We start from the raw sequence: 25,326 nt of genomic DNA, 5'->3' as shown, positions 1-25,326 counted from the left end.
CCGTACCGCCTCCCGCACGCTGACGCTCCGCACGAGTCCCAGCAAGGCCGACAACGTTGTCCCAGCTATGGACAAACACCGGTTGTGAATGCTCTGGTATTCGTGCAGCAAGTGTTCCCTGTGGAAGAGTTCCGCCGCCCACCGGGCGGCGGCGCCAACCGGACCATGGAGCAGCAGCGTGCTGAAACACTTGTTCCTCCGCTTCCCCTCCCTCCTCCGTCCAAGACGGACCTGGCGGCGACGCGTGGCCGCCGCCGTGGTCCCCGCGCTGGCCGCCACCGCACTGCTCGTCTCCGGTGCCGGCCCCTCCCACGCCGCCCCGGCCTGGGACCCCAAACCCTCCCCGATGACGACCCCGTGGACCAACCAGGTCCCGGTCGACCACCCCCTGCCGGAATATCCGCGCCCGCAGCTCACCCGGCCCGACTGGGCCGATCTCAACGGCATCTGGGACTTCGCGGTCACCTCCCGCGACGCCGGACAGCCGACGACATTCGGCGAGCAGATCCGGGTGCCGTTCGTGCCCGAGTCCGCGCTCTCCGGCGTCCAGCGCAAGATCACCCAGAATGACAAGCTCTGGTACAAGCGCACCTTCACGGTGCCGTCCGGCTGGAGCGGCCGCCACATCCAGCTCAACTTCGGCGCGTCCGACTGGGAAACCACGGTCTGGGTCAACGGCCGGCAGGCCGGGGCCGCCCACCGCGGCGGATACGACGCCTTCTCGTACGACATCACGCCCCTGCTGAACGGCGGCACCAACACCATCGTCATCTCCGTGTACGACCCGACGGAGACCGGCGGCCAGGCCATCGGCAAGCAGCGCGTCCAGGACGTCACCCCGCACCCCGGCAAGAGCATCGTCTACACCGCCTCGTCCGGGATCTGGCAGACCGTCTGGCTGGAGCCCACCGCCACCGCGCACATCACCCGCCTGGACATGGTCCCGCGCCTGGCGGACAACACCCTGCGGGTCACGGTGCGCGGCGCCGGAGGAGCCGACGGTACGAGCGTCAAGGTCACCGTCTCCAGCGGCGGCACGACCGTCGGCAGCGCCACGGGCACGGTGGGCACCGAGCTCTCCGTGCCGGTGCCGGACACCCACCTGTGGACGCCGGAGGATCCGTTCCTGTACGACGTCACGGCCGAGCTGACCGGCACCGGAGCGGACAAGGTCGGCTCCTACACGGGTATGCGGTCGATCGCGGTGAAGGACGTGGGCGGGGTCCGGCGGCCGGTGCTCAACGGCCGGTTCGTCTTCCAGACCGGCACCCTGGACCAGGGCTACTGGCCGGACGGCATCTACACCGCGCCCACTGACGAGGCCCTCAAGTACGACCTGCAAAAACACAAGGACCTGGGCTTCAACATGGTCCGCAAGCACATCAAGGTCGAGCCACAGCGCTGGTTCTACTGGGCGGACCGGCTCGGGCTGCTGGTGTGGCAGGACATGCCCTCGATGGACAGCGGCAAGACCCCGGACACCGCGGCCCGCACCCAGTGGGAGAGCGAATACCGCGCCATCATCGACCAGCACCGCAGCTCACCCTCGCTCATCCAGTGGGTGGACCAGAACGAGGGCTGGGGCCAGTACGACCAGGCCCGCATCGCGGACATGGTCAAGGCGTACGACCCCTCCCGCCTGGTCGACAACATGAGCGGCGTCAACTGCTGCGCCGCCAAGGACGGCGGCAACGGCGACGTCATCGACAACCACAACTACGTCGGGCCCGGCAACACCCCGACGGAGCCGGTGCGCGCCTCGGTGCTCGGGGAGTACGGCGGCCTCGGCTACCGGGTGCCCGGCCATGAGTGGTACCCGGGTGGCGGATTCAGCTACGAGGACCAGCCCACCACGACCGCGCTCAACAACCGGCTCGTCGGGCTGCTCGACGGGATGCGGGAGAACACCATGCCCGCGGGCGGCCTGTCGGCCTCCGTCTACACCCAGATCACCGACGTCGAGAACGAAGCCAACGGGCTCATGTCCTACGACCGCCAAGTGGTCAAGGTCGACCAGGCCCGGGTCCGGGCGGCCAACCAGGCCCTCATCGCGGCGTCCCGGTCACTCGGCGCGACGGTGAAACTGCCGGTCGGGCAGAACGTGTCGATCCGGGTCACCACCCCCGGCTACACCGACCGTTACATCCGCCACTACGACGGCCTGGGCTTCACCGAGGTGGTCAACTCGGCCAGTGGCGACGTGCTGAAGCAGGACGCCACCTGGACGGTCAGGCCGGGTCTTGCGAACAAGCTCTGCTACTCCTTCGAGTCCCGCAACTACCCGGGCGAATACCTGCGCCACCGCGAATTCCGCGTCCGGCGCGAGGCGTCCGACGGCTCCACCGTGTCCAAGGAGGACGCGACCTGGTGCCCGGTCCAGGGCAGCGGAGGCGTCCGGATGTCGGCCGCGGGCTTCCCCGGGCAGTATCTGCGGCATATCAACGCCGAGCTGTGGCTGGCCCAGTCGGGCGGCACACACGCCTGGGACAACCCGGCCGGCTTCACCGAGGACACCACCTGGGCGATCGAGCCACCCTGGGCTCCCTGACCGACCGCCGCCGGCCCGGCATCGACGGGCCCGCACCTGCGGCTGCCGCCGCTTCGCACGGGCGGCCGCCACTTCTCTCCTCCCCCACGCTCATGCGCACGGCCCCCTACGGAAAGGCGGGTACGTCATGTCAGCGCGGCTCCACCGTGTCCTTCGCGGACTCCTGACCCTGGCCATCGCCCTGGCCGGCCTGGTCCTCCTCCCCACGCCGTCCCGTGCCGCGACCCCGGTCTGCGCACTGGCATGCGACACCCTCGACCCCTCCAAGGCGCAGCGCGACACCTTCCCCGTACCGCAGGTGAACCTGGGCGGCCGGATCCTGAAGCTGCATATGTCCGACCCCGACAGCATGGCCTGGGCCAGTATCGACAACGGCGTGAGCGGCGACTCGGTCTGGCTCGACCGCTCCTGGGACCGGGGCGCCTCCTGGGAGGGCCTGCTCGGCAAGGCGAGCATCCCCGGCACCTGGACCGGCACCCGCACCCTGATGTACAACCTCACCGACCCGGTGGGACACCGGCGCGGCTGGATCCGCGCCTGCGCCGACGCCGCCGGTGTCGCCTGCACCAACTGGGCCTACCCCACGGTGTGCGACGGCACGTCCTGCGACGGCGCCGACCCCGCCACCGCGGCGGGCGACGACCGCCCGGTGCCGTCCACCACCCTCTTCGGGCGCACCATCAGCCTCCATGTCGACCAGCGGAACGGGATGGCGTGGGGCGTCATCGAAAGCGGCGGCGCGGGCGACGAGATCTGGCTCGACCGCTCCTGGGACAACGGCGCCACCTGGCCCGAGGGCTCCTCCCTCGGCCGTACGAGCGTGCCCTCGGGCAAGACCTCGACGCATACGGCCATGTTCGCCACCCGGGATCCGCGCGGGCTGATGTTCGGCGGCGCGGTCCGGGCGTGCGGCCGGGAGTCCGCCCACCAGGAGGGCGGTTGCACGGCCTGGGTGCGGCCCGCGCCGAGCCGGGCGCGCGCCGCGGCGGACGCGCTGATGGCGTCGTACCAGACGTACGAGGGCTGGTGGCGCAGCAGTTGGTGGAACTCGGCCGTCGCGGTCACCTCGCTCATCGACTTCGCCCAGCGCACCGGGCGGCACGACTACGACTGGGTCATCGCCCGCACCTTCGAGCAGAACCGCGGCGCCTTCCCGGCCGGGGTGCGCAGCTCCGACGCGGTGGAGGGCCATTTCATCAGCCGCGCCATCGACGACGCGGCGTGGTGGGGGGTGGCCTGGCTGGCCGCGTACGACCACACCCATGAGCGGCGCTATCTGGACGAGGCGGTCACCATCGCCGCTTACGTCCACCAGTACTGGGACACCGGGAGCTGCGGCGGCGGTGTGTGGTGGGACCGGGAGCGCACCTACAAGAACGCGGTGACCAACGGGCTGTACCTGTGGCTCACCACATCACTGCACCAGCGGATCTCCGGCGACACCGTATGGGGCGACCGGGCGGCCACGGCCGCGACCTGGTACCAGGGCAGCGGGTTGATCAACGGCGCGGGCCTGGTCAACGACGGGCTGACCGGCGACTGCCGCAACAACTCCCAGACCGTGTGGAGTTACAACCAGGGCCTGGCCATCGGCGCCTTCACCGAGCTGTGGCGGTCCACCGGCAACGGCCAGTACCTGGACACCGCCCGCCGCCTGGCCGATGCCGCGATCACCTCGACGGCGCTGACCCGCGACGGCGTGCTCACCGAGTCCTGCGACACCGGCACAGGCACGTGCGACGACAACCAGAAGCAGTTCAAGGGCATCTTCATGCGCCACCTCGCCGACCTGGCGGACGCCACCGGATCGGCCACCTACCGGGCGTACATCACCAAGCAGGCCGACTCGATCTGGACCACCGACCGCGCCCCCCTCAACCGGCTCGGCCAGCGCTGGGCGGGCACCACCCCGAACCAGGTGGACTGGCGCACCCAGGCCAGCGCACTCGGCGCGCTGACGGCCGCGGACGGCCTGTGACCCGCCACGCCGACCGGGGGACGGCCACTCGGTCCGGACCCCACCCGTCGTACGCACATCGACGCAAGGAGGCGCCCATGAATCCCCGCACGACCCGCCGCCACGCGGCCCTGCTCACCGCGCTACTGGCCATCCTGTGGGGCCTGATCGCCGCCCCACCCGTCGCCACCGCGGCCCCGTCTGCCACCAAGGGGACACCGCCCACCGCCAGTTCGACACCACACACCGTCGCCGCGGGCACCTTCCGCAACCCCCTCAACACGGGCCCCGACCCATATATGACCGTCTGGAACGGGAACTACTACCTGACGACCACGCAGGGCGACAGCATCCGGATGTGGCGCTCCTCCTCCCTGGGCACCCTGCTCGACGCCGACCCCATCACCGTGTGGACGGACACCGATCCCTCCCGCAACCAGCACATCTGGGCACCGGAGTTCTACCGCTTCGGCGACCGCTGGTACCTCTACTACACCGCCGACGACGGCGTCGACGACCACCACAGGCTCTATGTGCTGGAGTCGGACCGCGACGACCCGGCCGGCCCCTACCACTTCAAGTCCCGGCTGACGCCGCCCAACCACGCGTCCGACTTCGCCATCGACCCCGGCATCCTCCAGCACAACGGGCGCCTCTACCTCGCCTACTCCGGTATCAACCAGTACCAGCACAACGGCATCAACATCGCCCCGATGTCCAACCCCTACACCGTCTCCGGCAACGCCGTCGCCCTGAACGCGGCCGGGGGCTGCCCCGAGGTGCGCGAAGGCGCCGAGTTCCTCTACCGCAACGGCCGCACCTGGATGACGTACTCCACCTGCGACACGGGCAAGCCGGACTACCAGGTCTGGATGATGTCCCTGCCGTCCGGTGCCGACCCGCTCGTGCCCGGCAACTGGACTCAGCACACCGGTGCGCGGTTCTCCCGCGCCGACGACCACGGTGTCTACGGCCCCGGCCACCACGCCTTCTTCCGCTCTCCCGACGGCACGGAGGACTGGATCGTCTACCACGCCAAGACCACGTCGGTGAACACCTACACCGACCGCACCACACGCGCCCAGAAGATCACCTGGAACGCCGACGGCAGCCCCAACCTGGGCCGTCCGCTCGCCACGGGCGCCACCCAGGACCTGCCGTCCGGCGACCCGGGCGCGGGCACGTACTGGATCAACGACGACGGCCGGTCCAGCGGCGACGGAAGCGCCACGTTCACCGGCAACTGGAACTCGGGGACCGGCTGCGCCACCCAGTGCTTCTGGGGCGATGACCACTGGAGCGACCAGGCGGGCAACACCGCCACCTTCTCCTTCACCGGCACCCGGATCGCCCTGCTCTCGGTCCGCGACACCGGCAACGGCATCGCCGCCCTCAGCGTCGACGGCGGCCCCGAGCAACGCCGGGACTTCTACGGCGCGATCCGCACCGGCGAGACCCTCCAATACCTCAGCCCCCGGCTCCCCTACGGCCGGCACACCCTGCGCATCCGCGTGACCGGCGAGCACAACGCCCAGTCGGGGGCCTCGTTCGTGAGCGTGGACCGTGCGGAGGTGTACACCCGCTAGCAACCGGCATGCGGCGTGTCCGCCGGGACGAGCAGACCGTGCAGGGCGTACTCCACCAGCTTGCGCACCTCCTCCGGGGCGAGCGATTCATGCCCGGCCATCAGGCGGAACGCCAGCGCGCCCAGCAGCACGTCCGTGGCCGTCGCGGCGTCCACGCCCCGCCTGGTCAGCCCCGCCTCGGCGGCCCGGTCCCAGTACGGCTCCAGGGCCGCCCTGCGGGGCGCCAGGAAGAACTCATGGAAGTACGGCGCCGCCTGCGGCTCCGTCGCGCAGGCGGCCAGCAACTGCCCGAAGACGCCACCTTCCGGACTGGTGTAGTAGGTCAGCAGGTCGGTCGCGAAGGTGACCAGGTCCTCGACGGGGCGGCCGGTGTCCGGGAAGACCACCGCCTCGGCCGCATCCCGGCCGAACGCCTCCGCCATGATCGCCGCCTTGCAGGGCCAGTGCTTGTAGATGGTCGCGGTGCTCACACCCGACCGGCCGGCGATGCGGTCGATGGTGACCCCTGCCGTGCCCACCTCGCGCATGAGCGCGCTGGTGGCGGTCAGCACCGCGTCATGCGCCCGGATGCTGCGCGGGCGCCGGGGACGGTCCTGTGTGCGGCGCGCACCGGGTACGTCGGCGGGGGTGTCCACGGGTGACCTTCCTCTGCGCTGGCTCGCTTGCCCTTTGAAGTGAAGTGATGCTTCACTTTAGTTTGTAGTGACTGGTGGCGCAATCCCGACCGCCGGAAACCTCCGCGAACCGCAACAAAAGAACAGTCAGGACACCGACCATGCTCTATGAACTCGCCACCCTTTCCCTCAAGCTGCGCATGGTCCCGAAGGCACTGTCCGCACTGGAGACCTACACCACGAGCGACGCCACCGGCGGCCGGCTGCTCGGCTGCTGGGAGCCCGAACACGGCGTCATCGTGGGGGAGTTGCTCCTGCTGCGCGGCTTCGAGAACGCCGAGGAACTCGCCGAGGAGCGCACCCGCGTGCTCACCAGCGCCGACCCGTTCGGCATCGGGGAACACCTCACCGGCTTCCAGGTGGAGAGCTACGCCCCGTTTCCCTTCCTGCCACCGGTCGAGCCGGGCCACTACGGCTCCGTGTACGAGTTCCGCACCTACCACCTCAAGGTCGGCGGCCTGGTGCCCACGATGGCCGGCTGGGAGGCCGCGGTGCCGCAGCGCACTCCGCTCCACCCGCTGACGACCGCCATGTACGGCCTGGACGGCGCCCCCCGGATCACCCACATCTGGCCCTTCCCCGACCTCAACGCCCGGCTGGAGATCCGCCGCGAGTCCTACGAACGCGGCATCTGGCCCCCCGAGAACGGCCCCGAGAACATCGCCCACGCCACCTCCACGATCGCCCTGCCGACCCCCATCTCCCCGCTGGCCTGAACCCGTGGCCCGACCCCGTGGGCGGTCGTCAGGGGTAGCCACCGGAGCCGGACGGACATGACGCCCGGCGCAATCCATCCAGGGCATCCCTTACTGTGGCGCATGTGGATCTCAACTTGCTCGTGGCGCTCGACGCGCTGCTGGAGGAGAACAGCGTGACCGCCGCGGCGGACCGGCTGCACCTCTCGCCACCGGCGATGAGCCGGACGCTGGCCCGGATCCGCCGCGCGACCGGCGACGACATCCTGGTGCGCGCCGGCCGCACCATGGTCCCGACCCCGCGCGCCCTCGAACTGCGCGAGGAGACCCGCGAGCTGGTCCGGCGGGCCACCGCCGTGCTCACTCCCGTACGCCGACTCGACCTGGCCCGCCTGAACCGGCACTTCACGGTGCGAGGTCATGACGCGCTGCTGGCGGCCCTCGCCGCCCCGCTGATCGCCAGGATCGGTGCCACGGCCCCGAACATCCACCTGAGCCTGCTGGCCGAGTCGTCCGCCGACCAGCCCGACCTCACCCGGGGCCAGGTCGACCTGGAGATCGGCGCGAACGAGCCGGGGCGCCCGGAGATCTCCTCCGAGGTGGTGGGCAGCGACCGGATGGTCCTGGCCCTGCGGCGGGAGCATCCGCTCGCCAAGGGCAGGGTCGATGTCGACAAGCTCCTCCGCATGGCCTTCGTGACCGTCTCGCGCCGGGGCCGTCTGCACGACGCCGTCGACGACGCCCTCGCCGAACGTGGCCTGCGAAGGCGGGTGATCGCGTCCCTGCCGACGAGCGCGGCGGCGCTGGACGTGGTCTCCCGTTCGGACGCCGTGGCCGTCGTCGCCGAGCGGGTCTGCCGCCCCGCCTCGGCGCGGCTCGGCCTGGTCACCCGGCGGCTCCCGCTGGAGCTGCCGCCGACCCAGGTGGTCGTCACCTGGCATCACCGGCACGACAGCGATCCCGCGCACGCGTGGCTGCGTGGCGAGGTTCGGGACGTGCTCCGCGACGCGACCGGCGGCACCGCGGAGAGCCGACCCGCGACCGGGCCCGGTGGCCCACGCGAGTCCGCGTAGCCGCGCCCAGGCGCTCCGCGCCCGCTCACACCGCGGTGCCCGCCTCGCGATAGGTGAGCAGACCGCGCACCGCCTCGATGGTGGCTCCGGCCAGGGAGGGGTCGCAGCCACTGCGGGCCAGGGCGCTGATGCGCACCGGGGGGACGGCGGGGAGGTCGTGGCGGGGAGTGAGGCCGTCGGGGTACGGGCTGCCGGGGCTGGCCAGCAGGGCGGCGCCGAGTCCGGCGCGGGCCGCGTCCAGGACTCCGGCAAGGTATCCGGCCTCGGCAACCACGGTGGCGGATGTGTGGTGAGAGGCCAGTGCGGTCAGGGCGCGGCGGCGGATCACACACGGGTCGCTGATGGCGACCAGGGGCAGCGGGGCGGGGGCGGCGGGTGGGTTCCAGCCCGGGGCGGCGTACCAGCGCAGGGGGAGTTCGCCCACTGGGGTGCCCGGGGCGGAGGCGGCCTCGGTGACGTAGACGGCCAGGTCGAGTTCGCCGCGCTCGACGGCGTCCGTCAGCCGTGCCGAGCGGTCGATGCGCACGCGGACCTCGGCACCGGGCCGGGTGTCGCGTACGGCTCCGGTGAGGACGGGCAGGATCTGGTCGGCGCCATGCTCGGTGGCGCCGATGACGACGGGCGCCACGTCGGCCGTGTCCTCCCCCAGGAGCCGGCGGACGGCGGCGTCGTGTGCGCCGGTGATCAGCCGGGCTTCTTCCAGCAGTCGGCTGCCGTGGGTGGTGAACCGGGTCTTCCTGCCGTCGCGTTCGACGATGGGGCGTCCGAGGGCCTTCTCCAGCCGCCGAATGTGCTGGCTGACGGCGGACTGGCTGAGTGCGAGCGCGCCGGCGGCGCGGTGGAAGCCTCCGTAGTCGGCGACGGCGATGAGGCTGCGCAACGCCACGATGTCCAGTACCGGTCGCATGTGCGCAGGCTAGCACCGATCGATCAGAAATCGTGATCGATTTTGATGGCAAATCATCGTTGGACGGCCAACTCCGGTCTCCTGCATCCTGAGGACATGCCGCGTACAGCGCTCGTGGCGGCCCTCGCGCCGTGCACCCACCGCACCGGATCCGGGCCGTCGGCCGCCGGACCGGCGGTGTGCCGCGCCGCCGGAGCCCGGCTGACGCGGCGGCGCGTGGTCGACTTCGGCCTCACCGGCGCCATGCGCTGTCGCTGACTCCCGGCTTCCCGGCCGTTCGCCGGGTCTTCGCCTGATCCCCGTTCTCCGCGCATCGCCTTGCCAGGGCCCTTCGCGCCCTCGCCTTCTCCTGTTCCGTCCCGCCTCCGGCTCGGCCGCTCCGCCTCGCCTGTGCGGGCGGCGTCACTGTCGACGAATCGAGTGCTCATGCCCCCTGCTCAGCCTGTCCACTCCTGGGACGAACCAGAAGCAATCGCCCCGCGCGGCACGCTCGTGCTCCTCCCCGGACGGGGTGAACACGGCGGGGTGTACGAGCGGTTCGGCCGCCGGATCGCCGCCGACGGCTATCGCGTCCGCGCCCTGGAGGACGCCTCGGCCGACCCCGAGGCCGTCACCGAGGCGGCCACCAAGCTGCTGCGCGACGAGACGCTTCCGGGCCCCCGCGTCCTGGTCGGCTCCGACACCGGGGCGTCCCACGCGGCCCGCCTCGCCGGGCTCGGCACCCCCGGTCTTGACGCGCTGATCCTCGCCGGGCTGCCGACCGCGGCACGCCCCACGGCGACCGGGGCTGCGGACTGGGAGGACGAACTGGACCGGCGCACCGCCTGCCCCACCCACCGGGGCAGGCTGACCGCCGACTCCGCGTTCCGGCGCGGCGCCCTGGAGGACCCGTCGGCTCTGGAGTCGCCCGCGCTGGACGGGATCTCCGTTCCCGTGCTCGGGCTGCACGGTGCCGAGGACACCGTCAGCCCCCTCGATGAGGTCCGCCGCGTCTACCGCGGCCTGCCGGGCGCGGAGTTGGTGAGCCTGGCCGGCACCCGGCACGACGTCCTCAACGACGTGACCCATCGCACCGCCGCCGCCACGGTGGTCCTCTTCCTGGAGCGGCTGCGGTCGGATCCCGGGCTGCCGTTCATCGCCGTCACGGAGGACCGCGCATGACCGCGCCCGTCCTCACCACGCCGGCCGAGCTGTACTCCCGGCTGTTCCACGGTGATCCGGCGCCCGTCGTCCTGGACGTACGGTGGCGGCTCGGCGATCCGCACGGCCATGAGCACTACCTCGCCGGGCACATCCCCGGGGCGGTCCATGTCGACCTGGACGCCGAACTCTCCGCTCCGCCCGCCCCGGAGAGCGGCCGCCATCCGCTGCCGGATCCCGGTGCGCTGCAGCGGGCCGCACGCCGCTGGGGACTTGACCAAGGCCGACCGGTGGTGGTGTACGACGACAACGGCAACACCGCGGCCGCTCGCGCCTGGTGGCTGCTGCGATGGGCCGGGGTCGAGCGGGTCTCGCTGCTGGACGGAGCGCTGGCCGCGTGGCGCGCGGCCGGACTGCCGGTCGAGTCGGGCGAGCCCGCCCGGCCGGCGGCGGGGGACGTCGTGCTCACCGCCGGGCGGCTGCCCGTGCTGGACGCCGACGCGGCGGCCGAGGTGGCGCGTACCGGCGTACTGCTGGACGCGCGAACGGCCGAGCGGTACCGGGGCGAGACCGAGCCGGTCGATCCGCGCGCCGGGCACATTCCCGGCGCCCGGTCCGCCCCGACCGGCGAGAACTTGGCGCCGGACGGCACATTCCGCTCCGTCGAGGAGCTCGCGCGCCGCTTCGCCGCGCTGGGTGCCGACGGCACGACGGAGGTCGGTGTCTACTGCGGCTCGGGTGTCACGGCCGCCCACACCGTCGCGGCCCTGGCCCGCGTCGGCATCACTGCCGCGCTCTACCCCGGCTCCTGGTCCGCCTGGTCCGCCGACGCCTCACGCCCCGCGGCCGCGGGTGCGCTGCCGGGCTGATCCGCCGCCCCGCACCCGTCCTTCGCACACTCCCCGACCGAGAGGCCGCATGATGCCCTCCCCACACTCCCCCGTGTCCGGCACCTCACCGCCGCCGCACACCTCCGCACCACCACCGTCCCCCGGTGCGGTGAAGACGCCGCCCGCCGAACCCGCGGCGACACCGGCATCGCGCCCCACCACCCCGCGCACCCGGCGGCGGTCCCCCCTGCGGGTGCCGCGCGGGGTGCGGCGGGCCTCCGGGCCCGTCGGGCTGCTGCTGCTCTGGTTCCTGGCCGCCGCCACAGGCGTGCTCCCCGAGTCCGTACTGGCTTCCCCCGTCGACGTCGTGCGGCGCGGGGCGGACCTCATCGGCACCGGTGAGCTGCCGCGGGCCATCGCCGCCTCCGGTCGGCGCGCGGCCCTCGGTTTTCTCATCGGCGCGGCCGTGGCGCTCGCCCTGTCGCTCACCGCGGGGCTGTTCCGGCTGGGCGAGGACGTCATCGACGCGTCCATGGGGATGTTCCGGGCGATTCCCTGGGTGGGCCTGATCCCGCTGTTCATCGTCTGGTTCGGCATCGACGAGACACCGAAGATCGCACTGGTGGCGCTCGGTGTCACCTACCCGCTGTACTTCAACATCTACGGCGGCATCCGCTCCGCCGACGCGCAGCTCATCGAGGCCGGGCGGATGGTGGGCCTGGGCCGTATCGGGCTGATCCGGTACGTGATCCTGCCGTCCGCCCTGCCCGGTGCGCTGGTGGGGCTGCGGTACGCGCTGTCCACCGCGTGGCTGGCCCTGGTCTTCGCCGAGCAGGTCAACGCGGACGCCGGAATCGGCTATCTGATGAGCAACGCCCAGCAGTACTTCCAGACCGACGTCATCGTTCTGTGCCTCGCCGTGTACGCGGTGCTGGGGCTGCTGTGCGACTTCGCGGTACGGCTGCTGTCCCGGCGGCTGCTGGACTGGCGGGCCTCGTTCGACGGGGAGGGAGCATGAGCGCGGTGCACGACAACACCGGCGGTGTCGCGGTGAACGGCCCGAACAGTGTGGAGGTCCGCGGACTCACCCGCGCCTTCGGCGACAGGACGGTGATCGGAGGGCTCGACCTCACCATCCGCGGCGGCGAGTTCGTGGCCCTGCTCGGCCAGAGCGGCTGCGGAAAGTCGACGCTGCTGAGGATCCTCGCCGGGCTGGACAGCGAGAGCGAAGGCGAGGTGAACGTACCGGAGCGGCGCTCGGTGGCCTTCCAGTCGCCGCGGCTGATGCCATGGCTACGGGTGTGGCACAACGTCGTGCTCGGACTACCGGGCGGGGACCGCGCGCTCGCCGGGCGCTATCTGGCCGAGGTCGGCATCGAGGAGTACGCGGGCGTCTGGCCCCGCACGCTCTCCGGCGGTCAGGCCCAGCGCGTGTCCCTGGCCCGCGCGCTGGTGCACGAGCCCGAACTGCTGCTGCTGGACGAGCCGTTCGGCGCGCTCGACGCGCTCACCCGGGTCCGGGCACAGCGGCTGGTGGCCGATCTGTGGCAGCGGCACGGCTGCTCGGTGCTGCTGGTCACGCATGACGTGGAGGAGGCGCTGCTGCTGGCCGACCGGGTGCTGGTGATGGACGGCGGGCGGATCGCCTACGAGGCGGAGGTGGGCCTCGCCCGCCCGCGTGACCTCGGCTCCCCCGACTTCGTGGCGCTGCGCGGCGAACTCCTGCGGCGGCTGGGCGTCGAGGACGCCTCGGCGCCTTCGCACCACCACCGGGAAGAGGTGACGGCATGAACCACTGGAACCGCATGAACCGCATGAACCGCCCGAACACCGGACGCCACAGGGCCACGGCCGCGGTGCGCACGCTCGGCGCCGTGCTGTCGCTCACCGCCCTCCTCGCCACCAGCGCCTGCGCGGGCGACAGCGAGGCGGCCTCCGAGACCGATCCGTCGAAAGTGACACTGACCCTCGGCGACCAGGCCAAGAACCTGAAGACGCTCTTCGACGCCTCCGGCGCCCTGAACGGAACGCCGTACAAGGTGAAATGGGCCGAGTTCGAGGGTGCCGCACCGCTGTTCCAGGCCGTACAGGCCGGGGCCGCCGACACCTCGTACGCCGCCGATCTGCCCACGCTCCAGGCACTCTCCGGCGGGGTCCGGGTCAAGGCCGTCGGGGCGCTGCACAACGACGGCACCCACACCGGGATCGTGGTCCGGAACAACTCACCGGTGAAGAGCGTCAAGGACCTCAAGGGGAAGAAGGTCGTGGTCTCCTCGGCCAAGGGGTCCATCGCCGAATATCTGCTGGCGCACGCGCTGGAGCAGGCGGGGCTGAGCTACTCGGACGTCCACGTGCAGTATCTGCTGCCCACCGATGCCCAGGCCGCCTTCACCTCCGGCAAGGTCGAGGTCTGGGCCACGTTCGGCGTCTACAAGACGGTGGCCGAGCAGCACGGGGGCCGCCTCCTGGTCAACGGGGCGAACGGGCGGGTGAGCGGCTACGGCTTCATCGGGGCCGCCGAGAAGGCCCTCCAGGTCCCGGCGAAGAAGAAGGCCATCACCGACTATCTGCGCCGTCTCGACAAGGCGCTGGCCTGGTCCCGTGCGCACCCGGCCGCATACGCCAAGGCCATCCAGCACAACAACGGAGCCTCGGCCACGGTTGCCAAGGCCCTGGTCAACCAGGCGAACAGCGAGCTGCTCCCGGTGCATGAGCCGGTGATCCGGTCCGTGCAGAAGGTCGGCGACACCATGCACGACATCGGTGTGCTCACCCCCAAGCCGGTCCTCGCCGACCACGTCGACACCAGCCTCGTCAAGGAGTGACCGCAGCCATGCCCGTCGAGTTCATCAGCGCCGTCCACCCCAACCCCGCCACCGAGGGCGACCCCACCGCGGGGTCCGGAATCGATGTCGACTACGCCCGCCGTTACGCCCGCGCCCTGGACGACTCCGGCTTCGACTACACCCTGGTCACCTACCACTCGGCCGCCCCGGACGCACTGCAGCTGGCCCAGTTCGTCGCCCATCACACCGAGCGCATCAAACCGGTCCTCGCCCACCGCCCCGGGGTGGTCTTCCCCACCCACGCGGCCCGCGCACTGGCCACGTTGGACCAGATCAGCGCCGGACGGCTGGTGGTGCACATCATCTCCGGCGGCAACGACGAGGAGCAGCGCCGCGAGGGCGACTATCTGAGCAAGAGCGAGCGGTACGACCGCTCGGACGAGTACATCCGGATCCTGCGCAGCGTGTGGGAGGCCGACGGTCCGATCTCCCATGAGGGCCCGTACTACCGCTTCGAGGGCTTCCGCTCCGATGTCACCCCGTACCACGGCACCATCCCCATCTCGGTGGGCGGCTCGTCACAGGAGGCGTACCAGGTGGGCGGGCAGCAGGGCGACATCTTCGGGCTGTGGGGCGAACCGCTGAAGGAGACCGCCGAGCAGATCGCCTCGGTGAACGCGTACGCGGACGCCGCGGGCCGGCCCCGGCCGCGCATCTGGGTGTCCTTCCGGCCGATCATCGCCCCCACCGACGAGCTGGCCTGGGAGAAGGCCCACCGCACCCTGGGCGCGGTCAAGGCCAACCACGCCGAGCGGGCCAAGCGCCGGCACTACCCGGCGGTCGGCCAGGGCACCCCGTCCAATGTCGGATCGCAGCGGCTGCTGGCCGTCGCCGAGCGCGGCGAGGTGCACGACCGCTGCCTGTGGACCGCGCCCGCCGCGGCGACCAACGCCGCCGGTGCCTCCACGGCGCTGGTCGGCTCCCCGGAGACGGTCGCCAAGGCACTGCTCGACTACGTCGACATCGGCTGCGAGCTGCTGTCCATCCGCGGCTACGACCCGCTCAACGACGCCATCGACTACGGGCGTCATGTACTGCCGCTGGTCCGTCAGGAGCTGGCACACCGCGCCGCCACCTCGGCCGCCTGACGCCCGCCCCCGTCTCTCCCCCCGTTCTCCTCATGAAAGGCATCATCCGAATGTCCAGGCCACCGGCCCGCTCCCGTTTCCGGCGCGCCCGCGCCCGTACCGCTCTCACCGCCGTCGTGGCGCTGGCCGCCGGTGCGCTGAGCGCCTGTGGCGGCGCCGCGGGAGCGGACGGGGGCGGGAAGGGATCCGTCACCCTCCGGGTCGGTGCGACCGGCTGGAAGGAGGAGGAGGCGCTGCTGGAGTTCGCGCATCTGGACGACACTCCGTACCAGGTGAAGTGGAGCCTGTTCCAGGGCGGCGACAGGCAGCTGGAGGCGGTGCGCGCCGGTGCGCTGGACGTGGCGAGCTCCAGCGAGATCCCGCCGGTGTTCGCCGCGGCCGACGGGAAGCCGAACTTCAAGGTCGTCGCCGTGCGGCGCGGCAACACCCTCAACCAGGAGGTCGTCGCGCCCAAGGGATCGAAGATCACCTCGATCGCGCAGCTCAAGGGCAAGAAGGTCGGCTACGTCAAGAACACCACCGCCCACTACTTCCTCTACGAACTGCTGAAGCGTGCCGGGCTCGGCTGGGACGACATCAAGGCCGCCCCGCTGGATCCCGACAAGGGGATCGCCGCGCTGAACGGCGGTTCCATCGACGCGTTCGCCGGATACGGCAACGCGGTCATCACCGCCCATCAGCGGGGCGCCCGCACCATCGGTTCCGGCAAGGACATCCTCTCCGGCAACTTCCTGTGGACCGCCTCCGACGACACCCTCGGCAGCGCGGCCGAGCGCGGGGCGCTGGCGGATCTGCTGGCCCGTATCGACAAGGCATACGCCTATGTGCGCGACGGACGCCAGAAGGAGTACGCGAAGGTCATCGCCGCCGCCACCCACCAGCCGGTGGATCAGGCGCTGGAGGAGTTCACGGCGGGCGAGGCCCAGCGCAGGACCGGGATACGGCCGGTGAGCGCCCAGGCCACCGCCTCCGAGCAGAAGGTCGCCGACGCCTTCGGTGCGCTCGGGGCGGTGAAGCGGGAGCTGACGGTGAGCGGTTTCTGGACCGACCGGCTGAGCGCGCGGCTTCGGAAGGCACTCGCCTCATGACCACTGATCTGTCGCTGCCAGTCCCGGATCTCTCCTCGCTGGCCTCCGTGACGCGGCAGCTCGCCACGACCGCCGCCGCCTACGACCGCGACGGCACGTTTCCGGCCGAGGGGATCCGCGCCGCGCACGAGGCCGGGCTGCTCACCGCCACCGTCGGCGAGCGGTACGGGGGCCCCGCACTCGCGGTGGCAGCCACCGCGCGCATCCTGCACGCGCTCGGGGAAGGCGATCCGTCGGTGGCACTGATCACCGCGATGAGCCTTTCGATCCACCGTCGTCAGGCTGTGCGAGCGCACTGGCCGCAGGAGCTGTACGGGCAGGTGCTGGCCGAGGCCGCTGCGCGGCCGGTGCTGCTCAACCACATCCGGGTCGAGCCCGCACTCGGCTCGCCCGCGCGGGGCGGGCTGCCCGCGACGGTCGCCCGGCGCACGGCGGACGGCTGGTCGCTCAGCGGCCACAAGCGCTTCGCGACCGGTGTGGAGGGGCTGGACTGGCTGCTGGTGTGGGCCAGCACGGACGAGCCCACGCCACGGGTCGGCACGTTCGTGGTACCCGGCACCGCGCCCGGGATCGAGATCACCCACCGCTGGGACCATCTGGGGCTGCGCGCCAGCGGAAGCCACGACATCGCGCTGCGCGACGTCGAGATCCCCGCGGGGAACGTCATCGACGTGGCCGAGCACGGCGCCGCGGCGGAGCAGGACAACCGCGCGGGCGCCGCCCTTCATCTGCCGCTCGCCGCGCTCTACTTGGGAGTGGCCCGCGCCGCCCAGCGGTACTTCCACCGCTTCGCCCATGAGCGGGTCCCCGCCAACCTCGGCCACCCGGTGGCCCGTACCGAGCGCTTCCGGCGCGCGGCCGGTGAGATCGCGCTGCGGCTGGACGCGGCCGAGCAGCTGGTGTTCGGGGGCGCGGAGCGGGTGGACGCGGCCGACGCCTCGTACACCCCCGAACACGCCCTGGGCGCCCGCGTCCTGGCGGACCGGCACGCCACCGAGGCGGTCACCCTGGCCGTACGGCTGCTGGGCAATCCCGGGCTGTCCCACGACAACCCCCTGGAGCGCCACTTCAGGGACGTCCAGTGCGCCCCGGTCCACGCCCCGCAGGAGGACACGGCGCTGCTCGCCGTCGGCGCGGCGGCGCTCGGCACGCCAAGCGAGAGGAAGACATGACCATCCCGCTGTCCCGCCCCGGTACGGCCGAACACACGGGCACCGATGGCACGGGCACCGAACACACGGGCACCGATGGCACGGGCGCCGGTGATACGAGCGCGGGTGATACGGGTGCCGCCGCGCTGTTGGCGGCGCTGCGCCGCGCACTGCCCGACGGTGCGCTCAGCACCGGCCCCGACGCCACCGGCCCGTATGCCACCGACCGTTCCGGCAGCCATCCTGACGGCGTCCCGCTCGCGGTCGTACACGCCACGCGCACCGAGCACGTCCGGACGGCTCTGCGGCACGCACACGCCCTGCGGGTGCCGGTCGTGCCACGCGGGGCGGGGACCGGACTGTCCGGCGGGGCGAGCGCGGGCACCGGCAGTGTCGTCCTCGATCTGTCGCGAATGAACCGGATCCTGGAGCTGCGCCCCGAGGAGCAGATCGCCGTTGTCGAGCCGGGTGTCATCACCGCCGAACTGGACCGGGCGGCGGGAGAGTTCGGACTGCGGTACGCGCCCGACCCGGCGAGCTCCGCGATCTCGACCGTCGGCGGGAACATCGCGACCAACGCGGGCGGGCTGCGCTGCGCCAAGTACGGGGTGACCAGGGACGCGGTGCTGGGCCTCGATGCGGTGCTGGCGGACGGGACACTCATCCGGACCGGTCGGCGCACGGTCAAGGGCGTCACCGGCTACGACCTCACGGGCCTGCTCACCGGCTCCGAGGGCACCCTGGGTGTCATCACCGCCGCGACCGTGCGGCTGCGCCCGGTGCCGGAGGAGACGGTCACGGTCGCCGCGTACTTCGCCACGTTCGCCGAGGGCGCCGAGGCCGTCTCCGCACTCACCGCCGCCCGGGTGGAGCCGGCCATGGCCGAGCTGCTCGACGGCCCCGTGCTGGGCGCGGTGGACGACGCCCAGGGTACGGATCTGCGCTCACGCGGCGGCGCGCTGCTGCTCCTGCAGTGCGATGGGCGGGGCGCGGCCGCCGAGGCCGACGCGGCCGTACGGCAGCTGGGCGGACGGGCCGCATCGGTCGAGGTCACCGGAGATCCGGCCGAGGCGGACCGGCTGCTCGCGGCGCGCCGGCTGGCCCTGCCCTCGCTGGAGCGGCTGGGCCGCCCGCTGATCGAGGACATCGCCGTGCCCAGGAGTCAATTGGCCGCCGCCGTAAGGGCGATCGACGCCGCTGCCGACCGCCACGGGGTGCGGATCTTCACCTTCGCCCATGCCGCGGACGGCAACCTCCACCCCATTCTGGTCCTCGACCCCTCCCTCCCCACCGTCCCGGACGCCGCCTGGCAGGCCGCGGGCGACATCTTCACCGCCGCGCTCCGCCTCGGCGGCACGCTCACCGGCGAGCACGGCGTGGGCACCCTCAAGCGGCGCTGGCTCGGCGACGAGCTCGGCCCGGACCAGCACGCACTCCAGCGCCGGCTCAAGACGGCCTTCGATCCACACGGCATCCTCAACCCGGGCAAGGCGCTGTGAAGTCCGCCGGGACCGGAACCGGGGCCGCCGTGGCGGCCGGCCGTACGAACCCGTGTGTCCACTCCTTCCGCACGACGATCACGAGGTGAACCCCCGCCATGTCCACCATCCTCTCCATTTCGGGCAGCCCCTCCCCCACCTCCCGCACCGCTCGGCTCCTGCGCGGCCTGGACTCCCGGCTCACCGCGCAGGGGCACCAGGTGGTCCCGCTGGACGTCCGCACGCTTCCGGCCGAGGCCCTGCTGCACGCGGACTTCGGGCATCCGGAGATCGTCCGCGCCACGGAACTCGTCGCCCGCGCCGACGGCATCGTCATCGGCACCCCGGTGTACAAGGCCGCGTACTCGGGGCTGCTGAAGTCGTTGCTCGATCTGCTGCCGCAGTACGCGCTGGAGGGCAAGACCGTACTGCCGCTGGCGACCGGCGGCAGCACCGCGCATGTGCTGGCCATCGACTACGGGCTGCGGCCCGTGCTCGCCTCCATGGGCCCCTCGCACATCACCCCGGGGTGGTTCGTGCTGGACAAGCACATCGAGGTACGGGAGGACGGGCGGGTCGTGGTGGACCCCGCCACGCGGGAAGCGCTCGAACGGCTCGTCGACCAGTTCTCAGCGGCCCTGAGCGGCCCGGAATCCGCCGGCGCGGTCGCCGCCTGATCGCGGGCCGTCAGCCGCCGGTCGGTCCGGGCACCCGGTGCGTACGCACCATCCTTTCCGCCGGTGGCGGGCAGGGGCCGTCAGTTGCCGAGAGTGGCGCGCAGCCCGGGCTGCAGCCGATCGGCGTGTGCGCGCACCATGTCGTCGCACAGCTCCCAGATCTGCTCGACGCGCAGGGCCGCGGCGGTCGCCGGGTCGGTCATGGCCGCGTGCCGGATGTGGCGCGGCTCGTCCTCCAGGGCGGCCCGCACCACGAGGTCGTTCATGCTGAGGTAGGTGCGGTTGAGCGCGGCGAGCTGCGGGGGCAGCGCACCGGCACGGGTCGGCTGGACACCGGACCGGTCGACCAGACACGGCACTTCGACCACGCCGTGGGCCGGAAGGTTCTCGATGAGGCCGTGGTTGGGCACATTGCCGTAGACGGTCCTGGGGGTGCCGGTCACCATCGAGTGGATGATCTGCGGGGCGTACTCCATGGTCCCCTCGACGTCGATGCAGGCACCGGTCGCGAGGTTGTCGCGGGTCCGCTCGTAGGCTGCGACGTTCTCGTCCACGATGCCGAGATAGGCGCCGATGGGCAGCCGCAGCCGCTCGATCTCGCTGTCGTGGTGCAGATACCAGGGCACATACTCGGAGGAGTGCTCGCTGGTCTCGGTCGGGTAGTGGCCGAGCCGCCGGTACATGTCGACGCGGACCCGGCGCCGCAGCTGCTCGTCCTCGGCGATCAGCGCGTCCAGCCGGGGGTACAGGTCGGTGCCGTCGTGCTCGAAACGGAGCACCCACGCCTGGTGGTTGACCCCGGCGGCGCGGTAGGTGATCTCGTCGAAGGGGACCTTGAGCAGGGCGCACAGGTCGTGCATGGTCCAGTACACCGAGTGGCACAGGCCGACCACCCGGGTCAGGCCGGTGGCCGCGGTGAGGTACTGCACGTTCATGGCCATCGGGTTGGTGTAGTTGAGCAGCCATGCCCCGGGGCATACGGCGGCGATGTCCTCGCCGAGCGCCTTGAGGAACGGGAAGGTGCGCAGGGCGCGGAAGATGCCGCCGACGCCGAGGGTGTCGCCGATGGTCTGCCGCACTCCGTGGCGGGCGGGGATCTCGAAGTCGGTGCGGGTGGCCTCCCCCATGCCGATCTGGACGAGGTTGATGACGAAGTCGGCGCCGTCGAGTGCTTCGCGCCGGTCGGCGTGTGCGGTGATGTGCGCGTCGGCGCCGCGCCGCTCGGCGATGTACCGGGCGGCGGCCTCGGCGGTGGCCAGGCGTTCCGTATCGATGTCGTGCAGGGCGATCCGCGCGGTCTTCAGCTCCGGGAAGGCGAAGAGGTCCGCCAGCAGGCCCTGGGTGAAGACGACGCTTCCGGCGCCGATCAGCACGATTTTGGGGTTGGTCATGACGGGCTGTCTCCGTTGACGGTGAGGTGGGTGAGGGCTTCTTCCCAGGTGGGCTGGGCGGTGGTGCCGCCTGCGGCGCGGGTCGACAGCGCACCGCAGGCGGCGGCGAGGTCGAGCGCCTCTGCGATGGGCCGGCCCGCGAGCCGTCCGGCGAGGAAGCCCGCGTTGAAACTGTCGCCCGCGCCGACGGCGTCCTTAGGTGTCACGCGGATACCGGCGGCGGTGAGCAGGGTCCGGCCGTCGTGGCACAGGGCGCCGTCCGCCCCGTTCTTGACGGCCACCAGCGGCACCTGGTGTGCGAGGAGTTCGGCGGCGGCCGCGACGGATGTGCCGTCGGTGGCGGCCAGCCGGTGCGCCTCGGCGGCGTTGGGCAGCAGGATGTCGGTCCGGGCGAGGACGGGCGCCAGCGCCGCGCGGTCCCATCGGCCCGCGGGGTCGTCGTTGGTGTCGAGCGAGGTGGTGGCGCCCGCCGCGCGGGCGGTGTCGAAGAGGCCCGGCAGATCGGCGGCGAGCCCCGGCAGGAGGAAGTAGGACGCGGCGTGGACGTGCCGGGCCGAGGTCAGCAGGTGCTCGGGCACATCGCGCCCCGAGGTCGCGGCGAGGGTGCCCGGCGCGGTGAGGATGGCCCGGTCGTCGCCGCGGGTCACGATGACCGTGAGCGGTGTCGGCAGGCTCGGGTCCAGGTGCAGCCCGCTGACGTCGACGCCCCGCTCCGCGAGTTGGTCGCGCATGTAGTGTCCGGCGCCGTCGTCCCCGACGCGTCCGGCGAAGGCCACGCGCAGCCCCAGCCGGGCGGCGCCGCACGCGGTGATCGCGGCGGATCCGCCGAGGGTGAGCGCGCCGCTGTCGATGAGCTGTTCGCGCTGGCCGAAGGCGAGTGGGGTGGTGAGCGGTCCGACGATGACGTCCGGGTTGGCGTCCCCGATGACGAGCAGGTCGAAGGTTAGCGGCATACGGCTTCCTGACGAGTGGTGAGGGAGGGGTGGTACGGGGCCGTGGTCAGCCCTTGAGGCCGGTGGAGGTGATGGACCGGACGAAGGTCTTCTGGGCCGCGAGGAAGGCGAGCAGCACCGGCAGGACGGTGATGACGTTTCCCGCCATCACAGCCGACCACTGGGTGTGGTGCTGTCCCCGGAAGGTGGTCAGGCCCAGTTGGAGGGTGTAGTTGGCGTCGTGGTTCAGGGCGATGAGCGGCCACGACAGGTCGTTCCAGGTGGTGAGGAAGGTGAGGACGGCCACCGTGCTCAGCGCGGGGCGGGACAGCGGGACCACGATCTGGAACAGCACCCGCAGCCGCGAACACCCGTCGATCCAGGCGGCCTCCTCCAGCTCCCTTGGCAGGGAGAGGAAGAACTGCCGCAGCAGGAACACCGCGAACGGCGTCACCAGCGACGGCACGATCAGCGCCCCGAGGGTGTCGACAAGCCCCAGCTTCCGCATGACCAGGAAGGTCGGGATCATCGTCAGCTGGAACGGGATGGCCATGGTCGCCAGCATCAGGACCAGCAGCACCCGGGACCCGCCGAACCGCATCCGGGCGAAGGCGTATCCGCCCAGCGTCCCGAGCAGCAGGTTCGAGAAGACCGCGACGGCCGAGACGATCAGGGAGTTGGCGAACCAGCGCGGGAACATCGCGTTGCCCAGGACGAATCGGTAGCCGCCCAGGTGGATCCCGGAGGGCCAGAGCGCCGGTGGGAACCGGTTGATCTCCGCGTCGCTCATCACGGAGCTGAGCCCCAGCCAGATCAGCGGTACGGCGAAGAGCAGCGCCAGCGGCGCGAGCAGCAGATGACACGGGCTGAACGGCAGCCGGAACCGGCGCCGTGGGCGGGCCACGGGCTCCCCGGTGCTCCGACCGACCGGCCGGAGCCGGTCGGTGGCTCTCCCGGGGAGGTGGGACAGGTCCGTCATGACGTGGCTCCCTTGAGGCGGCGGTCGTCGCGGCGCCGGACCAGCCGCAGCCCGGCGGCGACCACGAGCAGGGCGACGCCGAGGACGTAGGCCGCCGCGGCCCCGTATCCGGCGGTGAAGTTCCGGAACGCCTGCTCCCAGACGAAGTAGACGATCACGGTGGTGGATCCGAGCGGACCGCCCTTCGTCGTCACATACACCAGGTCGAAGACCTGAAGGGCGCTGATCGTCTGCCAGAGCAGCAGGAACACGCTGACCGGTGCGATGGTGGGCAGGGTGACATGGCGCAGCACATGGCGGCGTTCCGCGCCGTCGAGGGTGGCGGCCTCGATGAGTTCCCGGGGTACGTCCTGGAGGGCGGCGAGGTAGATCACTACGCAGAAGCCGGTGCCGCTCCACAGGGAGATGGCCACCAGGACCAGCAGGGCCTGGGCCGGATCGGACAGAAACCCCTGTGGGGAGAGCCCGAGACGGTGCAGCAGCGCGTTGGCCGCGCCGAACTCCGGGTCGAGGATGAAGGAGAACAGGACGCCCTGGGCGGCGGCCGAGACCACGAACGGCACGAAGAGCAGAGTGCGGTACAGGCCGGAGAACCGGATGCGGCGGTTGAGGACCAGCGCGAGCGCCAGCCCCAGGCCGATGCTCAGCGGCACATACAGCGCCGTGTACACGAGTGTGTTGCGCACGGCCTGGGCGAACTGCGGATCGTCGGCGAGCTGGCGGTAGTTGTCCCAGCCCACCCAGACGCTCGGGGTGAGGAGGTCGCTGTACTGGAACGACAGCAGCAGCGACCACAGGACGGGGACGACGCTCAGGCCCAGGATGACCAGGACGGAGGGGAGGACGAACGCCCAGGCCGTCGCGGCCTCCCGGCGGCCTCTGCGGCGTGCGGACCCGGCCGGTGTTCGCGGCGCCGGACGGGTGATGGGGGTGGGCAGACGGGACATGTGGGGCTCCTCAACGCACCTTGGCCATGGCGGCGTTGGCTTCGTCCGCGCACCGCCGCAGCGCCTTCGCCGGTGTGCTCTTCCCGAGCAGGACGGCGGTGATGGCCTCGCCGAACGGCATGGAGATCTTGGGGTAGGCGCGGTCGACGGGCCGTACCCGCGCGGTCTCCAGCACCTCGGTGAACACCCGGAGACCGGGCACCTCGGCCGCGTGCTTCCGCCACTTCGGACGGCGCTCGGCGGGCCGGCTCTGCGGCAGGCTGCCCGCCTCGGAGTCCCACAGATACGCCTGTTCGGGCTCCATGAGCCAGCCGATGAACGTACGGGCGGCCGTCAGCCGCGCGGAGCCGTTGTCGAACACGCTCCAGGTGTCGGGGCCGGAGATCGTCACCGACCGGCCGTGGAAGCCGGGCAGGGGGACAACGTGATAGTCGATCTTCGCCTGGCGGATGTCGGGCAGTTGCCAGGGACCGGTCGCGACCATGCCCAGCCGGCCGGTGGAGAACGCCTGGTACATCTGCTCGCCGCCGGGCTTGGGGTCGACGTAGACGCTTCGGTCCCTGGCGAGTTCGGCGAGCACATCCAGGGAGCGGACGCCGGGTTCGCCCGTGAATCCGATCTCGCGCTTGCCCTTGGCGATGACCTCGCCGCCCAGGTCCCAGATCATGGGCCACATCCGCCACACCGTGTCCTCGTCGCCCGCGCCGGGCCAGCCGGTGCCGAACGTGCCCTTGCCGCGGTCGGTCAGCTTCCGGGCCGTCTCGGTGAAGTCCTGCCAGGTCCAGCCCGGTGCGGGCAGCTCCAGCCGGGCCTCGCGGAAGAGCTTCTTGTTGCACACCACGGCGAGCGAGTCCAGCACCGCGGGCACCGCACGGACCACACCGTCGACCATGACGCCCTCCCGGGCGGCCGGCCAGTACTGGTTCCAGGGCACCGGCTGGGATTCCACGACCGACGTCATGTCCGCGAGCTGGGGACTTCTGGCGACACTCGCCAGGTCGGAGCCGAAGATGTAGGCGACGTCGGGTGGCGACTGGGCGACGAGACCGGCCATCACCTTCTGCAGCATGTCGTCCGCCAGCACCCCGCCGCCGATGTCGACCCGGATGGCGGGGTGGCTTCGGTGGAAGTCGGCCACGAGCCGTTTGAACGCCTTCAGCGAGGGGCCGTTCTGCCCGTGCCACACCTCGATGTGGACGGTTCCGTCGGAGTCCACGCCGAGGCCGGTCCCGCATCCCGCCACCGCCGTACCCGCTGCCGCGGTGAGGGCCAGCGCGCCTCCGCCGCGCAGGATGCCGCGGCGCGAGGGCCCGCCACGGCCACTGCGGACCACGTCCAT

23 protein-coding genes are annotated in these 25,326 nt (G+C 71.8%); 16 read left to right on the top strand and 7 right to left on the bottom strand.

The features are described 5' to 3' along the window. The first annotated feature begins 256 nt into the window (after nt 1-256). From J5X86_RS33015 to J5X86_RS33005, 3 genes are all read left to right on the top strand, one after another. The gene (locus J5X86_RS33015; protein ID WP_208520409.1) at nt 257-2,548 is read left to right on the top strand and encodes an AbfB domain-containing protein; all 2,292 of its coding nucleotides are present in this window, start codon (nt 257-259) and stop codon (nt 2,546-2,548) included. Between the two features lie 127 nt (nt 2,549-2,675). After that, the gene (locus tag J5X86_RS33010; protein WP_208520374.1) at nt 2,676-4,526 is read left to right on the top strand and encodes a glycoside hydrolase family 76 protein; all 1,851 of its coding nucleotides are present in this window, start codon (nt 2,676-2,678) and stop codon (nt 4,524-4,526) included. Nucleotides 4,527-4,603: 77 nt separating this feature from the next. Further along, nucleotides 4,604-6,091, top strand: coding sequence for a glycoside hydrolase family 43 protein (locus J5X86_RS33005; RefSeq protein WP_208520373.1), 1,488 nt, complete (start codon nt 4,604-4,606; stop codon nt 6,089-6,091). Here the strand turns inward: J5X86_RS33005 and J5X86_RS33000 are convergent. Beyond that, nucleotides 6,088-6,726: a TetR/AcrR family transcriptional regulator gene (locus tag J5X86_RS33000; RefSeq protein WP_208520372.1), complete on the bottom strand. Its 639-nt coding sequence runs from the start codon at nt 6,724-6,726 to the stop codon at nt 6,088-6,090. The two genes, J5X86_RS33005 and J5X86_RS33000, sit on opposite strands and share 4 nt — an antisense overlap. Before the next feature lie 140 nt (nt 6,727-6,866). Here J5X86_RS33000 and J5X86_RS32995 point away from each other — a divergent pair, with 140 nt between their 5' ends. Together J5X86_RS32995 and J5X86_RS32990 are read left to right on the top strand one after the other, a co-directional pair. After that, complete coding sequence (locus J5X86_RS32995) at nt 6,867-7,481, top strand: NIPSNAP family protein (protein WP_208520371.1); 615 nt, start codon at nt 6,867-6,869, stop codon at nt 7,479-7,481. Nucleotides 7,482-7,585: 104 nt separating this feature from the next. Then, nucleotides 7,586-8,533: a LysR family transcriptional regulator gene (locus J5X86_RS32990; protein ID WP_208520370.1), complete on the top strand. Its 948-nt coding sequence runs from the start codon at nt 7,586-7,588 to the stop codon at nt 8,531-8,533. Between the two features lie 25 nt (nt 8,534-8,558). Here J5X86_RS32990 and J5X86_RS32985 read toward each other — a convergent pair whose 3' ends face one another. Then, nucleotides 8,559-9,440 carry a LysR family transcriptional regulator gene (locus J5X86_RS32985; RefSeq protein WP_208520369.1) on the bottom strand — a complete coding sequence of 294 codons (882 nt, stop codon included), beginning with the start codon at nt 9,438-9,440 and terminating at the stop codon, nt 8,559-8,561. A gap of 96 nt (nt 9,441-9,536) precedes the next feature. Here J5X86_RS32985 and J5X86_RS32980 point away from each other — a divergent pair, with 96 nt between their 5' ends. The 11 genes from J5X86_RS32980 to ssuE all read left to right on the top strand — a co-directional run bounded on the left by J5X86_RS32980 (nt 9,537) and on the right by ssuE (nt 19,738). Then, the gene (locus J5X86_RS32980) at nt 9,537-9,698 is read left to right on the top strand and encodes a hypothetical protein (protein ID WP_208520368.1); all 162 of its coding nucleotides are present in this window, start codon (nt 9,537-9,539) and stop codon (nt 9,696-9,698) included. A gap of 168 nt (nt 9,699-9,866) precedes the next feature. Beyond that, a complete protein-coding gene (locus J5X86_RS32975) occupies nt 9,867-10,601 on the top strand; it encodes an alpha/beta hydrolase (protein WP_208520367.1) in 735 nt (244 codons plus the stop codon). Then, a complete protein-coding gene (locus tag J5X86_RS32970) occupies nt 10,598-11,449 on the top strand; it encodes a sulfurtransferase (protein ID WP_208520366.1) in 852 nt (283 codons plus the stop codon). Before J5X86_RS32975 ends, J5X86_RS32970 begins: the two co-directional genes overlap by 4 nt. 52 nt (nt 11,450-11,501) lie before the next feature. Continuing rightward, entirely contained in the window at nt 11,502-12,428 is a 927-nt protein-coding gene (locus tag J5X86_RS32965; protein WP_107438989.1) for an ABC transporter permease, read from the top strand. Further along, a complete protein-coding gene (locus J5X86_RS32960; protein WP_208520365.1) occupies nt 12,425-13,201 on the top strand; it encodes an ABC transporter ATP-binding protein in 777 nt (258 codons plus the stop codon). Before J5X86_RS32965 ends, J5X86_RS32960 begins: the two co-directional genes overlap by 4 nt. Further along, entirely contained in the window at nt 13,198-14,235 is a 1,038-nt protein-coding gene (locus J5X86_RS32955) for an ABC transporter substrate-binding protein (RefSeq protein WP_243982033.1), read from the top strand. Before J5X86_RS32960 ends, J5X86_RS32955 begins: the two co-directional genes overlap by 4 nt. Before the next feature lie 8 nt (nt 14,236-14,243). Next, nucleotides 14,244-15,344: an LLM class flavin-dependent oxidoreductase gene (locus J5X86_RS32950; protein ID WP_208520364.1), complete on the top strand. Its 1,101-nt coding sequence runs from the start codon at nt 14,244-14,246 to the stop codon at nt 15,342-15,344. Between the two features lie 50 nt (nt 15,345-15,394). Beyond that, nucleotides 15,395-16,432: an ABC transporter substrate-binding protein gene (locus tag J5X86_RS32945; protein ID WP_243982032.1), complete on the top strand. Its 1,038-nt coding sequence runs from the start codon at nt 15,395-15,397 to the stop codon at nt 16,430-16,432. After that, the gene (locus J5X86_RS32940) at nt 16,429-17,604 is read left to right on the top strand and encodes an acyl-CoA dehydrogenase family protein (protein WP_243982030.1); all 1,176 of its coding nucleotides are present in this window, start codon (nt 16,429-16,431) and stop codon (nt 17,602-17,604) included. The genes J5X86_RS32945 and J5X86_RS32940 overlap by 4 nt, the downstream gene beginning before the upstream one ends. After that, on the top strand, nt 17,601-19,082 hold the full coding sequence (locus tag J5X86_RS32935; RefSeq protein ID WP_208520362.1) for an FAD-binding oxidoreductase: 1,482 nt from the start codon (nt 17,601-17,603) through the stop codon (nt 19,080-19,082). Before J5X86_RS32940 ends, J5X86_RS32935 begins: the two co-directional genes overlap by 4 nt. 98 nt (nt 19,083-19,180) lie before the next feature. Beyond that, nucleotides 19,181-19,738, top strand: a complete 558-nt coding sequence (ssuE, locus tag J5X86_RS32930; protein WP_078639613.1) for an NADPH-dependent FMN reductase — start codon at nt 19,181-19,183, stop codon at nt 19,736-19,738. A gap of 80 nt (nt 19,739-19,818) precedes the next feature. On the opposite strand, the gene J5X86_RS32925 is transcribed toward ssuE, so the two are convergent. The 5 genes from J5X86_RS32925 to J5X86_RS32905 are packed head-to-tail and all read right to left on the bottom strand — an operon-like array spanning nt 19,819 to nt 25,326. Next, nucleotides 19,819-21,129: an alpha-glucosidase/alpha-galactosidase gene (locus J5X86_RS32925; protein ID WP_208520361.1), complete on the bottom strand. Its 1,311-nt coding sequence runs from the start codon at nt 21,127-21,129 to the stop codon at nt 19,819-19,821. After that, entirely contained in the window at nt 21,126-22,082 is a 957-nt protein-coding gene (locus tag J5X86_RS32920) for a carbohydrate kinase family protein (RefSeq protein WP_208520360.1), read from the bottom strand. Before J5X86_RS32920 ends, J5X86_RS32925 begins: the two co-directional genes overlap by 4 nt. A 46-nt stretch (nt 22,083-22,128) precedes the next feature. Next, the gene (locus J5X86_RS32915; protein ID WP_208520359.1) at nt 22,129-23,040 is read right to left on the bottom strand and encodes a carbohydrate ABC transporter permease; all 912 of its coding nucleotides are present in this window, start codon (nt 23,038-23,040) and stop codon (nt 22,129-22,131) included. Continuing rightward, a complete protein-coding gene (locus J5X86_RS32910; protein WP_137968514.1) occupies nt 23,037-23,987 on the bottom strand; it encodes a carbohydrate ABC transporter permease in 951 nt (316 codons plus the stop codon). Before J5X86_RS32910 ends, J5X86_RS32915 begins: the two co-directional genes overlap by 4 nt. A 10-nt stretch (nt 23,988-23,997) precedes the next feature. Further along, on the bottom strand, nt 23,998-25,326 hold the full coding sequence (locus tag J5X86_RS32905; RefSeq protein WP_208520358.1) for an ABC transporter substrate-binding protein: 1,329 nt from the start codon (nt 25,324-25,326) through the stop codon (nt 23,998-24,000).

This window comes from Streptomyces sp. NEAU-YJ-81 (assembly GCF_017592595.1).
GTDB classification, from domain to species: domain Bacteria; phylum Actinomycetota; class Actinomycetes; order Streptomycetales; family Streptomycetaceae; genus Streptomyces; species Streptomyces hygroscopicus_B.
The sequence above is the reverse complement of the archived record's forward strand: the minus strand, read 5'-3'. Positions and strand labels throughout refer to the sequence as shown.

Bases quoted from the DNA above. Each gene is read 5' to 3' on its own strand.
- J5X86_RS32980 (WP_208520368.1), top strand. From the start codon at position 9,537: ATGCCGCGTACAGCGCTCGTGGCGGCCCTCGCGCCGTGCACCCACCGC.
- J5X86_RS32910 (WP_137968514.1), bottom strand. From the start codon at position 23,987: ATGTCCCGTCTGCCCACCCCCATCACCCGTCCGGCGCCGCGAACACCG.
- J5X86_RS32905 (WP_208520358.1), bottom strand. From the start codon at position 25,326: ATGGACGTGGTCCGCAGTGGCCGTGGCGGGCCCTCGCGCCGCGGCATC.
- J5X86_RS32945 (WP_243982032.1), top strand. From the start codon at position 15,395: ATGTCCAGGCCACCGGCCCGCTCCCGTTTCCGGCGCGCCCGCGCCCGT.
- J5X86_RS32915 (WP_208520359.1), bottom strand. From the start codon at position 23,040: ATGACGGACCTGTCCCACCTCCCCGGGAGAGCCACCGACCGGCTCCGG.
- J5X86_RS32995 (WP_208520371.1), top strand. From the start codon at position 6,867: ATGCTCTATGAACTCGCCACCCTTTCCCTCAAGCTGCGCATGGTCCCG.
- J5X86_RS33010 (WP_208520374.1), top strand. From the start codon at position 2,676: ATGTCAGCGCGGCTCCACCGTGTCCTTCGCGGACTCCTGACCCTGGCC.
- J5X86_RS32960 (WP_208520365.1), top strand. From the start codon at position 12,425: ATGAGCGCGGTGCACGACAACACCGGCGGTGTCGCGGTGAACGGCCCG.
- ssuE (WP_078639613.1), top strand. From the start codon at position 19,181: ATGTCCACCATCCTCTCCATTTCGGGCAGCCCCTCCCCCACCTCCCGC.
- J5X86_RS32965 (WP_107438989.1), top strand. From the start codon at position 11,502: ATGCCCTCCCCACACTCCCCCGTGTCCGGCACCTCACCGCCGCCGCAC.
- J5X86_RS32920 (WP_208520360.1), bottom strand. From the start codon at position 22,082: ATGCCGCTAACCTTCGACCTGCTCGTCATCGGGGACGCCAACCCGGAC.
- J5X86_RS32955 (WP_243982033.1), top strand. From the start codon at position 13,198: ATGAACCACTGGAACCGCATGAACCGCATGAACCGCCCGAACACCGGA.
- J5X86_RS32985 (WP_208520369.1), bottom strand. From the start codon at position 9,440: ATGCGACCGGTACTGGACATCGTGGCGTTGCGCAGCCTCATCGCCGTC.
- J5X86_RS32940 (WP_243982030.1), top strand. From the start codon at position 16,429: ATGACCACTGATCTGTCGCTGCCAGTCCCGGATCTCTCCTCGCTGGCC.
- J5X86_RS32970 (WP_208520366.1), top strand. From the start codon at position 10,598: ATGACCGCGCCCGTCCTCACCACGCCGGCCGAGCTGTACTCCCGGCTG.
- J5X86_RS32925 (WP_208520361.1), bottom strand. From the start codon at position 21,129: ATGACCAACCCCAAAATCGTGCTGATCGGCGCCGGAAGCGTCGTCTTC.
- J5X86_RS33005 (WP_208520373.1), top strand. From the start codon at position 4,604: ATGAATCCCCGCACGACCCGCCGCCACGCGGCCCTGCTCACCGCGCTA.
- J5X86_RS32935 (WP_208520362.1), top strand. From the start codon at position 17,601: ATGACCATCCCGCTGTCCCGCCCCGGTACGGCCGAACACACGGGCACC.
- J5X86_RS32950 (WP_208520364.1), top strand. From the start codon at position 14,244: ATGCCCGTCGAGTTCATCAGCGCCGTCCACCCCAACCCCGCCACCGAG.
- J5X86_RS32975 (WP_208520367.1), top strand. From the start codon at position 9,867: ATGCCCCCTGCTCAGCCTGTCCACTCCTGGGACGAACCAGAAGCAATC.